Here is an 11,841-nt window from a genome sequence, read left to right as displayed (position 1 = left end):
GTGCGGTGCGGGGAGGGAGAGGGCCGGGAGGGAGGGGGGCCGGGAGGGTGCGGTGCGGGGAGGGAGAGGGCCGGGAGGGTGCGGGCCGCGCCGCTCCCGCTCCCGGCCGCTTCCGTGTCAGCTGGTGGGGAAGTCGTCCGGCGTCCTGATCCGGTCGCGCACCCACACACCGGCCGGCTTGAGCGAGGCGGTGCCGGTCCACGGTCCGTCGGCGGCGCAGGTACCGGTCTTGAAGACGGCGCCGGAACGGTGGTCGTCGGAGAAATTCCAGTTCACCCAGCTGATCTTCTTCGCCGCCATCAGGTCGAGGTAGCGCTGTGCCATGGCGAAGTCGTCGGCGCCCTCGCCGGCGTAGTTCTGCGTGCCGAACTCGGTGACGAAGACGGGCAGTCGGTCGGCGGCCCGGGAGAGCGTCGCGAGGTACGCGTCACGGTGCGAGGAGGCGTAGAAGTGGAAGGTGTACATGATGTTGGTCGCGTTCACCGGGTTCGCGACGACCTCGGACTCGTTCGCGCCTTCGGAGACGCCGAACGACGACCAGGCGCGTGTGCCGACGAGGATCGGGGTGGAGGCGTCGTTGGCCCTGATGACGGGGATGAGCTGTTCGGCGTAGCTCTTGATGCGGGACCAGCTGACGCCGCTGGGCTCGTTGGCGATCTCGTACAGCAGGTTGGTCTTGCCCCGGTGGCGCTGGGCGATCTCCGTGAAGAACGTCTTGGCGCGGCTGAGGTTGTGGTGCGGGTCGCCGGGGTCGAGCATGTGCCAGTCGACGATGGCGTACATGCCGCGCGCGGTGGCCTGTTCGATGATCGAGTGGACGAGGTCGGTGTACTTGCGCGGATCGGTCTCGTAGCCGCCTTCCTGGATGTACATGGAGACCCGCAGGACGTCGGCGTTCCAGTCGGTGGCCAGGGCGTTGAGCGACCTCGTGGTGACGCATCGGCCGTACCACTGGAGGCCGTGCGTGGACATGCCGCGCAGCTGGACGGGCTTGCCGTACCGGTTGCAGAGCCTGGTGCCGCAGACCTTCAGCCGGCCGTTGACCGCGGCCGGGGTGGCGGTGCCCACCTGGGCGGCTTCCGCCTTCCGGTCGACGTGGCTCTCGGCTTCCAGGACGGTGGGGGCGGGCGGGGCCGCCGGGGCGGTGGGGGCCATGACGAGGCCGAGGAGGAGGCCGACGGCGGCGAGGGCGCCGACGCCTCCCGGTGAACGTGTCCAGGTCCGTGCCGTTCTCATGGGGGTCTCCTTGAAGGGCGCGCACAGGGGGGTGCGACGGGCCGCGAGGCGTCGCCGCTGGACTGGAAGGAAACTTTCCTAACTAATAGAAGGGATAGCAGCCGCCCGGGACCTTCCGCAAGGTTCATGTCAATCTTCTCCGCCATCTGGCGGCTGCCGCGTGGGCACTCGGGCACGCTCAGGGAGCGCGGCGCTCCCCCGGCTGTCCGGGGCGCGGGGGCTGTCGGCGGGAGCGGTGCTCCAGGAGGGCGTGGCGGATCTCCGCGGCCACCCGCCGCACTCGTTCCGGTGTCGCGGTGCCGTCTGCGACGGCCGGCACGAAGCGGTGCTGCGGCCGTCGGCAGCGGGTGCACGCCGTACCGGTGGTGACGAGGTGACCGTCCTCGCAGCCCAGGTCGGCGCAGGGGCCCCGCGTCAGCAGTTGTTCGGCGACGGCTTGCGCGGACCACAGCCGCCGGCCGTCCTCGCCCTTCTCGTGCAGGGCGTGCGCCCAGCGGGTGTACCAGCGGCGTTCCACCCGGTCCAGCAGCTGATCGGCGGTGCGGTGGGCGAGCTCCTGGTGGACCAGCTCGTGGAGCGAGCGCGGCACCCGGTGGCCGAGGGCCTGGAGCAGCGGCTGGGGGAACGCCTGGAGGACATAGGAGACCGGGTCCTGGCCGGCCCGCTGGCGCCAGGCGCGGCACGAACAGCGCCCGTTCGCGGGGAGCGGGGCGCGGCAGCGGCCGCACAGGCCCCGGCAGGCGGAGCAGATCCCGCCGTCCAGTCCGTCCAGATGCGGGGCGGGCGCGCGCCCGCACTCGCGGCAGCATGCGGCGCAGGGTCCACAGAGCCGCTCGCCGCCCACGCCGGTCGTCCAGGACCGCTGCTGGCAGCGGCAGCACAGATCGCTGTTGCAGTACGTGTGGTGAGCGGCGCCCGAGTGACGTCCGGGGAGCGGGAAGGACACGGCGGGAGTTCTTTCGACGGCTGGCGGAACCGGTTCCCTCGACGGCCGGCGGAACCGGTCACGACGGTGATCCGTCGAGCCTAGCCGAGCGGCGCCGAGGCCGGGCCGGACTGTGGACAAGCGGGCGGCCACGGCCCGTACCGTGTCCCCGACCGTCCTTCCGTGATCAAGGTGGTGCCGCGTGTCCCTGTTCGACCTGCCCCTGGAACAACTCCGTACGTACCGCAGCGCGTCCGTGGAGCCGGACGACTTCGACGACTTCTGGGCCAAGACCCTCGCCGAGGCCCGCACCCACGACCTCGACGCCCGGTTCGAGCGGGTCGACACCGGGCTCTCCACGGTCGAGGTCTACGACGTCACCTACGCCGGGTTCGGTGGTCACCCCGTCAGGGGCTGGTTCGTCATACCGTCCGGCGCGAGCGCGCCGCTGCCGGTGGTCGTGGAGTTCGTGGGTTACGGCGGCGGGCGCGGTCTGCCGCACACCCATCTGCTGTGGGCGTCGGCGGGGTTCGCGCACTTCGTGATGGACACCCGCGGCCAGGGCAGTACGTGGGGTGGCGGCGACACCCCGGACCCGGTGGGCAGCGGTCCGGCGGTGCCGGGCTTCATGACCCGGGGCATCGAGGACCCGTCCGCGTACTACTACCGGCGGGTGTTCACCGACGCGGTACGGGCGGTGGAGGCGGCGCGCTCGCATCCGCTGACCGACGCGACGCGCACCGCCGCCGTCGGGGAGAGCCAGGGCGGCGGGATCGCCCTCGCGGTGGCCGCGCTCGTCCCCGACCTGGTGGCCGTGGCACCGGACGTGCCGTTCCTGTGCGACTTCCCGCGCGCGACGACGCTCACCGACCGCACGCCGTACCGCGAGGTGGGCGACTACCTGAAGACGCACCGCGGCAGGGCCGAGCAGACCGCGCGCACGCTCGCGTACTTCGACGGGGTGCACTTCGCGGCACGGGCCACGGCACCGGCGTTGTTCTCGACGGGTCTCGAGGACCTCACCTGCCCGCCGTCGACGGTGTTCGCGGCGTTCAACGCGTACGCGCACGAGGACAAGGAGATCGAGGTCTACGCGTTCAACGACCACGAGGGCGGTGAGGCGTTCCAGCAGGCGGTTCGGTTGCGCTGGCTCCCGGCGCGGCTGCGCCGACCGGTCGCCTGACGGCCGTCCGCCCGGGTTGCGAGCCGGTGACGATCCGGTTGCGACCCGGGCAGGCGCCGTTCCGGGGCGGCCGCGCCGCTGTTGGGAGGTCATGGACTCGTACAGCGCGCATGAACCGGCCGCGGGGCCCGTGCCGTGGCTGCTGGGCGCGTACTGGCTGGACTCCCCCCTGCGCGACGCCCTCCACGACGCGGAGTGCCGGTGGTGCGGACAACTCGGGTCCGCTCGGGCCCAGGCCCCGCCACGCGGCCCTGCCCGGCGGAGCCGGGCGGCGTGGGCGGGCGGACCATGGTTCGGCCGGTTCGGTTCCTCGGGCCGGTTCGGCTGGATCAGCCGGGCAATCACCCACGCCGGGGTGCGGCGGGCGCTGCTGGTCTTCACCGCGCTGACGACGGTCGGCGCGTTCGTCGCGGCCCTCCCGCCGTGACACGGCGAGGCGGCCGGGGAACGGTGTCCCCGGCCGCGGGTCGTACCGGCGTACGAGCCGTCAGGTGCCGTCCCGGCGACCTACATCTGCCGGTTCGACAGATAGGACGCCTTGACGGCCGTGATCTTGATGAACGACAGGTCCACGGTGCCGGACGTGTAGTCGTGGCCGCAGGTGACGTAGACGGTCCCCGCCGACGAGAAGTTGTGGACCACGTTCATCGAGAGCGGGACATAGGGCAGGCTGCTGCTGTGGCTGGCGATGGCGCGGTCGTAGTCGCCGCCGGCCCGGACGAAGCAGCGGATGGTCTGGTTGGTGGCGCCGACGGGCCGGTCCACGTTGAGCTTGGCGGAGATGGCCCAGCCGCCCGCCGGAACCGCCAGCCGGCCCACGATCACCTGGGAGTTGGCGCCGGTGCTCAGCCGGTAGTTGTTCTTCCAGCTGCTGTAGACGGCCGCCGGGTTGGTGTGCGCGCTCTGCGCCGTGCCCGCGGTCGCCGCGAGCGAGATGCCCGCGCCGGTCGCCAGGGCCAGCGCCCCGAGGAGCGCGCGGCGCGCGTGGGTGCGTGCCTTCATCGCCTTCATCTGGTCCTCCCCTTGGATGGAGGCAGCCGGTCGGCTGCTCCCGCCAGAACCGACGTTGGCGTCTCCTGGACAAGTTCCGGGGAGTCCTGGTGGTGAAGGCGCACGCGTTGTACACTTCGCCGTTTCCGCGCCCCCGTCGTCCTGCGGACTCCGGATGGCGTACGGCGGCCGTTTGCGGTAAGGGCAAGACGGCCGGGGATCCGGGCGGCTCGTGCCCGGCAGACCTCAGCGGGTGGGCTGCGGCATGTTCAGCGGCTCGTCCGTGGCGTACAGCCGTACGGCGGAGCGCATGACCTCCTCCAGCGAGATCCTGCCGTCGCCGTCGGTGTCGAGCGCCGCCGCCTTGTCGCGGGCCCGTTCAGGGGTGGCCCGCATGGCGACGAGCATCCGCTCCCACTCGCCGACCGTCACCTCCCCGTTGTCGTCGGTGTCCGCGACGTCGATGACGGCGCCCGCCCAGGGCCGCACGACACGGGAGAACCGCTTCTCGTCGCCGCGCAGGTGGTCGGTGGCCGCCCGGATGAACTCCTCCTGGGTGATCCTGCCGTCGCCGTCGGCGTCGGCCAGCTCGGCGAAGCCCGCCCAGAGCCGCCGGGCGCCGTCGAGCAGGGCCCGCCCCTTGGGTGTCGTCGGTGACTGGCCGAAGTCGGCCAGGATGGAGTGGGCCAGTTCCTCGAAGTCGGTCTCGGTCACCACGCCGTCCCCGTCGCGGTCGAACCTGTCGAAACGGTGGGCCATCTTGTCCTGGTACGCGGTCAGGCTCATGGGTGCTCTCCTCGGCAGTGCGGGTCATCGGTCCCGGCCGGTGCCGGGCACGCGCCCGGTTCAGCCGCCCACCACCCTTGCCGAGGACACGCACGGCGACCACCGGACGGCCGCGCCCGGGTGAACGCGGCCCGCCGGCGGCGGAGGAGCCTCACCCTCAGGGGGTAGCGGAGAGCTCCTCGGCGATGTGGTGCGCCCAGCCCCGGATGCGCTCCGAATTGCGGAAGTCGCCGCCCTTGCCGTGGCGGACGAACGCACGCGCCATCGGACCGGGCGTCGACTCGGTGACGCTGCCGCCGAACGTGACGTGCTCACGGGCGTGCAGCAGCTCCATCTGCTTCGCGACCGCCGGCACCGGCGGGATGTCCTGCTCGTCGGCCGAGTCGTCCAGCGGGCCGCTGCTGAACAGCCACACCGGACGGTGGCCGAGCGCCTCGGCGTTGCGCTTGGCGCAGCGCAGCGCGTCGCGACGCCAGTGCCCCGCGTAGATGGCGCTGCCGAGCACGACGGCGTCGTAGGCGTTGACGTCCACGACGTCGGCCGCGGGCACGACGGCGGTGTGGAAGCCGTCCTCGCGGAGGGACTCGGCGATCTCCTCGGCGATCTCCTCGGTGGCACCGTGCTTGCTGCCGTAGGCGACGAGTACGCGTTTCATGGTCAGCTCCTCGTGGTCGCTTGCCTCCACGATCGCTCCGGCGCGGGCCGCGCCCGCAGTGCCGGACGTCCCCCGCGGCCGGGCCGACCGGACCCTCCACCGTCCCTCGTGGACCGAACGGCCCCTGCCGCCCGGCGTGGCGCCCGCCTACGGTAAGAAGAAGGATCACCTTCCCGAGGCGAGGAGCTCTCCCATGAGCCGACTGCGGGGCAGGACCGCCCTGGTGACGGGCGGTGCGCGAGGTATCGGTGAGGCGATCGTGCGTCTCTTCGCGCACGAGGGCGCCTCCGTGGTGGTGGCGGACGTACTCGAAGCAGAGGGCGCCGCCCTGGCCGACGAGCTCGGCGACCGAGTGATGTTCCACCGTCTGGACGTCACCATGGAGGCCGACTGGTCGGCGGCGCTGACGGAAGCCGAGGCCGCCTTCGGGCCCGTCTCGGTACTGGTCAACAACGCGGGCGTCGTCGAGTTCGGCGGCATCGAGGACACGGACCCGGCGGTGTTCCGGCGCGTCCTCGACATCAACCTGTTCGGCCCCTGGCTCGGTATGCACACGGCCGTGTCCTCGCTGCGCCGGGCGGGTGACGGTGTCGTGCTCAACGTCTCGTCGACGGCCGGTCTGATGGGGTACGCCGACCTCGGCGCGTACGTGGCGAGCAAATGGGGCCTGCGCGGACTGACGAAGACCGCCGCGCTCGAACTGGCAGCGGACGGCGTACGGGTGTGCTCCATCCACCCGGGGCCCATCCGGACGCCGATGACGGCGGATTTCGACGACTCCATGACGGCGGCGCAGCCCATCCCCCGCTTCGGCACCCCCGACGAGGTCGCCCGGCTGGCCCTGTTCCTCGTCGCCGACGCCACCTACTCCACCGGCGCGGAGTTCGTGGTCGACGGCGGCGCGACCACCGGCAGCATGCTGTTGACCGAGGTGGAGCACTGAGGGTCCCCGGGAGGCACCGGGCTCCCCTGAGACGGACGCGCCCCCGGGACGGATGCGGTTCCGGGACGGACGCTCCCCCGGGCGCCCGGCCCGGGTGCGGTGCACCACCGGCCACCGACCGCCGGTGATTCCGCTCGTCGGTGGCTCGAGTTGCCGGTGGCTCGGGTTGCCGGTAGGCGGGTGCGGTGGCTCCGGTTGCCGGTAGGCGGGTGCGGAGTGACGATGGTCAGTGAGTTCTGGCTGCCGGTCTCATGTCTCCAGGAGCGCGTGTCTCATCGAACGCGCGTCTCGTAGAAAACGGGGATGACATGTTTCAGCTCATCCGCAAGGTCAGCTCACTCGATCTCGCCGCACGCCAGGCGCCCGTTCTGGTGATCTCCTTCCTCCTCGCGAGCCTGTTCTACAGGTTCGGCAGCTTCGCCCTGGAGGCGGGAGCGTTTCTGGCCACCTGGTTCGTGCTCGACGCCCTCGTCGAGGCCGCTCGCAAGGTACGCGACCGATTCCGGCCGGTCCGGTCGGAACCCGGCGTGTGAGACGGACGGATGACCGGGATCCCCCGCGGTGTGGCCGGGGAAGGGGGCCGGGTGGCCGTCGTGCACGACCGCCAGGGCACCCTGATCGCCCTCGACCTCGGCAGCGGCGCGGTGTTGTGGCGTACGGGGCGCGGACTGCGGCCGTGCGCCCTGGTGACCGGATCCGTCGTCGCCGTACGGTTCGACGCCTCGCCCGCGCTCGTGATCGTGCTGCTCGACGCGGCGGACGGGAGCCTGCGGTGGACGGCACCGCCCGTCGCGCTGCCGCCATGGGCCAGGCCCACACTGGACGACAGTCCGGGCTTCGCCCTGTCCACGGCGCCCGCCGGTGCCGGCCGCGGCGACGGGTGCGTGATCAGCTGGATGGCGCGGTCCTCCTACCTCGGGGGCGCGCCGCCGGGCCGGGGCGCGGCGGTGGCGGACCAGGAGCATGAGGCGCACGGTGCCGTACGCGTCGATCCGGGCGCGCCGTCGGTGGAGCCGCTGCCCGGTGGACCGGAGGCGCCGGAGGCTCAAGGCCAGCGGGAGGCGCCGGGAGCGGAGGCGGAACCCGACCGGGCGCCGGAGCCGGGGCCGGGGCCGGGGCCGCTCGGGGCGGACGTGCTGGACGCGTGCCTGCTGGGCGGGCGGCGGCTGGAGCTGGCCGTGCCGCCGGGCGGTGGAGGTGTCGTCCTGCGCTCGGTGGAGCCGCGTACCGACGAGGTCGTCTGGGAGGTGGTGCTGGACGAGGCGGCCGAGAGCCGCCCCCGCAAGCTTCGGCCGTGACCTCGCGGCGCACCACCTTCTCGTATCCAGGGACACATCATGACCATGTCCGACGAAGAGCTCGCCCGGGCGAAGAACATCAGCGTCGAGCAGGTGCGGCTGCTGAGGGAGAGCCGGGGAGCGACGAACGAGACGCTCGACGGGCTGTCCGACGCGGCGGTGCGGCGGGCGCTGCGGCGGCTGGACGAGACCGACCTGCCCAACGCCCGCCGTCTCTTCCGGCTCGAACAGGAGCGGGGGGACGACGGGACCGTACCCGCGCACGCCATGGGCACCGCCCTCGGCGAGGTGTGGTCGCTGCTGCGCGGGCGCGTACCGGACCGGACGACGGCGGGTGTGCCCACGGGTCTCGGCGGGACGGAGTACCGGGCCGGGCCGACACCCACGGCCGGGATGACGCTGACCGCGTGGGAGTGGCTGGGGCCGGGCAACATCGGCGGCCGTACGCGCGGCATCGTGATCGACCCGGCCCGGCCTCGGCACATGTGGGCGGCGAGCGCCGGCGGCGGCGTCTGGCACACCGGCGACGGCGGCGCGCGCTGGGATCCCGTCGACGACTTCCTCGCCAACCTGGCGTGCGCGTGCATCGCGATGGACCCGTCCGACCCGGCGACGATCTACGTGGGTACCGGCGAGGGGTTCTCCAACGCCGACGCCATCCGGGGCAACGGCGTCTTCCGGACCACGGACGCCCTCGTCTGGAGCCCGGTCCACGCGACCCAGACGCCGGACTTCCGGTTCGTGACGCGGCTGGCGGTCTCCCGGTCGGGCGAGGTCGTCCTCGCGGCCACCGGGACCGGTCTGTTCCGCTGCTCCGATCCGGCGCGGACCACCTGGACGCGGGTCCTGGCCGTCCCCCTCGGCGATGTGCGGTTCGACCCGAACGACAGCGGCCGTGCGGTCGCGGGCGCGCTGGACTCCGGCGAGGCGTGGTTCAGCCGCGACGGCGGCCGCACCTGGCACGCGGCGGCGCACGGGCCGTGGTCGGGTCGCGTCGAGCTCGCGTACGCGGTGAAGAACCCGCGGATCGTGTACGCGTCGGTGCAGATGACGAAGGGCGAGATCTGGCGGTCGGAGGACGGCGGTGAGACCTACCGGCGTCGGCGCACCCTCGGTCCGGACGGCCGAGCGGCCCCGTACCTGGGGGATCAGGGCTGGTACGACAACGCGATCTGGGCGGGTGACCCGACGGACGAGAACCTGGTGGTCGTCGGCGGTATCGATCTCTGGCGCAGCAAGGACGGCGGCGACCGGCTCGCCGAGATCAGCACCTGGTGGAGCGACGCGTCCGCGCACGCCGACCAGCACGCGATCGTGGCCCACCCCGGGTACGACGGGGTGCGCAACCGTACGGTGTTCTTCGGCAACGACGGCGGTGTCTTCAAGGCCGACGACCTGGCGGCGGTGGGCGTCGAGGCGCGTGCGCCGTTCGAACGCGGCTGGACGGAACTGGTCAACAACTACGGGGTGACCCAGTTCTACGGCGGCGCCGGCCACAGCGCCAGCGGCCGTATCGTCGGCGGGACGCAGGACAACGGCACGCTGGCCTTCGACCCGGCGCGCGGCACCGAGGGCTGGTTCGCGTTCTTCGGCGGCGACGGCGGCTGGTGCGCAGCCGACCCGACCGACCGGGACGTCTTCTACGGCGAGTACGTCCATCTGAACATCCACCGCAACACCGACGGCGGCACGACCGACGACACCGACGGTGACCGGTACATCAGCGGCCAGTTCTGGAATCCGGCGGTCGGCGTGTGGGACTGGAAGCCGGTGCCGTTCCAGATCCCGGACGCCAGGAACCGTGACGCGCTGTTCATCGCGCCGTTCGTGCTCGATCCCAACGATCCGGAGCGGCTGCTCGCGGGCGGGATGTCGCTGTGGCGGACGAACGAGGCGAAGCGCCCGAACACGTTCACGACCGGGCCGAGCTGGCACCGGGTCAAGCCCAGCGCCGGGTCGCTGATCAGCGCCCTGGCGGTGGCTCCGGGCGACTCCGACGTCATCTGGGTGGGCCATCGCAACGGGGCGGTGTTCCGCACCGGCGACGGCACGGCGGCGGAGCCGGTGTGGGATCGTGTCGGCGTGACGGGGCCGAGTCCGCTGCGGCCACGGCGGTACTGCACGTGTCTCACCGTCGACCCGGTGGACCTGGACACCGTCTACGCCTCGTTCGGCGGCTACGAGCAGGACAACCTGTGGGTGAGCCGGGACGGCGGGGCGCGCTGGACGGATCTCGCGCCCATGCTGCCCGCCGCCCCGGTGCGGGCGATCGCCGTGCATCCGCGCCGTACGGAGTTCCTCTACGTCGGCACCGAGGTCGGCCTCTTCGCCAGCGAGGACGCCGGGGCGACCTGGTCGCCGACGAACGAGGGGCCCACGAACTGCTCGGTGGACGATCTGTTCTGGATGGAGGACACCCTGGTCTGCGCGACGCACGGGCGCGGCATGTTCCGCATCGACCTGTCGGGCGTCGCATAGGGGGCGTCCGGCGGCTCTCGCCGGGGGCTCGGCGCCAGCCCGTCGGCCCGGCTGCGGGAGCGCCCGGAGGTCGCCGCCCCGGAGGGGTGACTGCGGGCGCTCGGCCGTCGGTGTGGTCACACGGTGATGCGGACCGTTTCCGCCCAGGCGGGTGGCGGGGGTGCTCCGGCGCCGATCAGGGCGGCGATGAGGCGGCAGGACGAGGAGGGTGGCCGCCGCGGCCAGGGCGTGTGCCCGTCGGTGAGGACGACGATGACGTCGGGCCGCGCGGCGGTCTCCAGGGCGGCGGCGATACCGACGCGCAGGTCGGTGCCTCCGCCGCCCGCCAGGGTGATCTGCTCGGCGGACGTGACGCGGGAGACGGCGTGCACGTCGGCGTCGCAGGCGAGGACGGTGACCCGGTTGCCGCGTACCCCCACCTCCCGCAGGACGCCGGTGATCTCGGCCATGGCGGCGGCGAGTTCGGCGTCTCCCATCGAGCCGGACGTGTCGACGACGACGGCGACCCGGGGCAGCGGACGGCGCAGGCTCGGCAGGACGACTCCGCGCAGCGCGGGCGTGCGGCGGGACGGTCTGCGGTAGGTGTAGTCGACGGCGCCGCCGGCCCACGCCGTCGCCTCCCGGACCGCGCCGGACAGCGCCTGCCGCCAGTCGACCGCGGGTTCGAGTATCTGCTCGGCCCAGCGCTGCCAGCCCGCCGGGAGGGTGCCTCGGGCGCGCTGGTGGGCGCGCATGGCCTGAGCCGTGTGCCGCCGCAGGGCCTCAGCCTCGGCCGGGCCCAGCCGGGCGGGTCCCGTGGATCCGGGGAGTTCCCAGGGCGCGGGGCGGCCGTGGGCGCCGGAGCCGCAGTCGGGCGAGCGTACGTGGAGCGGCAGTTCGGCGAGGTACGCCTCGAACAGGCCGCCCTCGGGGAGGCCGAAGAGGCGGGGTTCCATCCGGCCCTCGGGCAGGGGCAGTCCGTCGGCGAGGAGATCGTCGTTGATCTCGCAGTCCTGCGCGACGTTGACGCGGTACGGGTCGGCCTGGTCCGCGGCGGGCAGCCGGTCGGCCCTGCCGTGGTGGTCACGGAGCAGGTGGGCCGCCTCGTGCACCCAGACGGCCGCGAGCCGGTCGACGGGCGTGGCGGTCACGAAGTCCGGTGACACGTAGCAGCGCCAGTGCCGGTCGACGCCCATGGTGGGCACCTCGGTGCTGGGCACGACGGTGAGGGCGTACAGCGCCGACGCGAGGTACGGCCGGTCGCTCGCCGCGCGGAAGCGGGCGGCGAGCAGCTTCGTGGTGTCCAGGGCCTTCCGGGCGGCGTCGGGCGCGTCCTCGGCGCCGGATCGGGTCATGTCCGTACCGTCC

At 73.0% G+C, this 11,841-nt stretch carries 12 protein-coding genes; 6 read left to right on the top strand and 6 right to left on the bottom strand.

Annotated features, from left to right (window positions below; all coding sequences use genetic code 11):
* Positions 1–117 precede the first annotated feature (117 nt).
* Both ACGF5U_RS22640 and ACGF5U_RS22635 read right to left on the bottom strand, forming a co-directional pair.
* Complete coding sequence (locus tag ACGF5U_RS22640; RefSeq protein ID WP_392711821.1) at positions 118–1,236, bottom strand: glycoside hydrolase family 5 protein; 1,119 nt, start codon at positions 1,234–1,236, stop codon at positions 118–120.
* A gap of 178 nt (positions 1,237–1,414) precedes the next feature.
* A complete protein-coding gene (locus ACGF5U_RS22635; protein ID WP_392711820.1) occupies positions 1,415–2,182 on the bottom strand; it encodes a hypothetical protein in 768 nt (255 codons plus the stop codon).
* A 181-nt stretch (positions 2,183–2,363) separates the two neighbouring features.
* Here ACGF5U_RS22635 and ACGF5U_RS22630 point away from each other — a divergent pair, with 181 nt between their 5' ends.
* A complete protein-coding gene (locus tag ACGF5U_RS22630; RefSeq protein WP_392711819.1) occupies positions 2,364–3,344 on the top strand; it encodes an acetylxylan esterase in 981 nt (326 codons plus the stop codon).
* A 91-nt stretch (positions 3,345–3,435) separates the two neighbouring features.
* The gene (locus ACGF5U_RS22625; protein WP_392711818.1) at positions 3,436–3,771 is read left to right on the top strand and encodes a hypothetical protein; all 336 of its coding nucleotides are present in this window, start codon (positions 3,436–3,438) and stop codon (positions 3,769–3,771) included.
* Positions 3,772–3,851: 80 nt separating this feature from the next.
* On the opposite strand, the gene ACGF5U_RS22620 is transcribed toward ACGF5U_RS22625, so the two are convergent.
* The 3 genes from ACGF5U_RS22620 to ACGF5U_RS22610 form a co-directional block, all read right to left on the bottom strand.
* The gene (locus ACGF5U_RS22620; protein ID WP_392711817.1) at positions 3,852–4,355 is read right to left on the bottom strand and encodes a hypothetical protein; all 504 of its coding nucleotides are present in this window, start codon (positions 4,353–4,355) and stop codon (positions 3,852–3,854) included.
* 225 nt (positions 4,356–4,580) lie between these two features.
* The gene (locus tag ACGF5U_RS22615; protein WP_392711816.1) at positions 4,581–5,120 is read right to left on the bottom strand and encodes an EF-hand domain-containing protein; all 540 of its coding nucleotides are present in this window, start codon (positions 5,118–5,120) and stop codon (positions 4,581–4,583) included.
* A 157-nt stretch (positions 5,121–5,277) separates the two neighbouring features.
* A complete protein-coding gene (locus tag ACGF5U_RS22610) occupies positions 5,278–5,775 on the bottom strand; it encodes a flavodoxin domain-containing protein (protein ID WP_392711815.1) in 498 nt (165 codons plus the stop codon).
* A 193-nt stretch (positions 5,776–5,968) separates the two neighbouring features.
* Between ACGF5U_RS22610 and ACGF5U_RS22605 the strand changes: the two genes are divergently transcribed.
* The 4 genes from ACGF5U_RS22605 to ACGF5U_RS22590 all read left to right on the top strand — a co-directional run bounded on the left by ACGF5U_RS22605 (position 5,969) and on the right by ACGF5U_RS22590 (position 10,494).
* Entirely contained in the window at positions 5,969–6,718 is a 750-nt protein-coding gene (locus tag ACGF5U_RS22605; RefSeq protein ID WP_392711814.1) for an SDR family NAD(P)-dependent oxidoreductase, read from the top strand.
* Between the two features lie 308 nt (positions 6,719–7,026).
* The gene (locus tag ACGF5U_RS22600) at positions 7,027–7,251 is read left to right on the top strand and encodes a hypothetical protein (RefSeq protein WP_392711813.1); all 225 of its coding nucleotides are present in this window, start codon (positions 7,027–7,029) and stop codon (positions 7,249–7,251) included.
* A 9-nt stretch (positions 7,252–7,260) separates the two neighbouring features.
* Entirely contained in the window at positions 7,261–8,016 is a 756-nt protein-coding gene (locus ACGF5U_RS22595; protein WP_392711812.1) for a PQQ-binding-like beta-propeller repeat protein, read from the top strand.
* Between the two features lie 39 nt (positions 8,017–8,055).
* Complete coding sequence (locus ACGF5U_RS22590) at positions 8,056–10,494, top strand: WD40/YVTN/BNR-like repeat-containing protein (protein ID WP_392711811.1); 2,439 nt, start codon at positions 8,056–8,058, stop codon at positions 10,492–10,494.
* A gap of 116 nt (positions 10,495–10,610) precedes the next feature.
* Here the strand turns inward: ACGF5U_RS22590 and ACGF5U_RS22585 are convergent, their stop codons facing one another.
* On the bottom strand, positions 10,611–11,828 hold the full coding sequence (locus tag ACGF5U_RS22585; RefSeq protein WP_392711810.1) for a VWA-like domain-containing protein: 1,218 nt from the start codon (positions 11,826–11,828) through the stop codon (positions 10,611–10,613).
* Between the last annotated feature and the right edge of the window lie 13 nt (positions 11,829–11,841).

The sequence above is a fragment of the Streptomyces sp. NPDC047886 genome (assembly GCF_043204435.1).
In the GTDB taxonomy this organism is placed as follows: domain Bacteria; phylum Actinomycetota; class Actinomycetes; order Streptomycetales; family Streptomycetaceae; genus Streptomyces.
Note: the sequence above shows the minus strand (reverse complement) of the source record. Positions and strands in the feature narration are given on the sequence as shown.

Excerpts from the sequence above, each read along its gene's own strand:
- ACGF5U_RS22625 (WP_392711818.1), top strand. The coding sequence starts at position 3,436 with ATGGACTCGTACAGCGCGCATGAACCGGCCGCGGGGCCCGTGCCGTGG.
- ACGF5U_RS22590 (WP_392711811.1), top strand. The coding sequence starts at position 8,056 with ATGACCATGTCCGACGAAGAGCTCGCCCGGGCGAAGAACATCAGCGTC.
- ACGF5U_RS22615 (WP_392711816.1), bottom strand. The coding sequence starts at position 5,120 with ATGAGCCTGACCGCGTACCAGGACAAGATGGCCCACCGTTTCGACAGG.
- ACGF5U_RS22620 (WP_392711817.1), bottom strand. The coding sequence starts at position 4,355 with ATGAAGGCGATGAAGGCACGCACCCACGCGCGCCGCGCGCTCCTCGGG.
- ACGF5U_RS22605 (WP_392711814.1), top strand. The coding sequence starts at position 5,969 with ATGAGCCGACTGCGGGGCAGGACCGCCCTGGTGACGGGCGGTGCGCGA.
- ACGF5U_RS22585 (WP_392711810.1), bottom strand. The coding sequence starts at position 11,828 with ATGACCCGATCCGGCGCCGAGGACGCGCCCGACGCCGCCCGGAAGGCC.
- ACGF5U_RS22640 (WP_392711821.1), bottom strand. The coding sequence starts at position 1,236 with ATGAGAACGGCACGGACCTGGACACGTTCACCGGGAGGCGTCGGCGCC.
- ACGF5U_RS22600 (WP_392711813.1), top strand. The coding sequence starts at position 7,027 with ATGTTTCAGCTCATCCGCAAGGTCAGCTCACTCGATCTCGCCGCACGC.
- ACGF5U_RS22610 (WP_392711815.1), bottom strand. The coding sequence starts at position 5,775 with ATGAAACGCGTACTCGTCGCCTACGGCAGCAAGCACGGTGCCACCGAG.
- ACGF5U_RS22595 (WP_392711812.1), top strand. The coding sequence starts at position 7,261 with ATGACCGGGATCCCCCGCGGTGTGGCCGGGGAAGGGGGCCGGGTGGCC.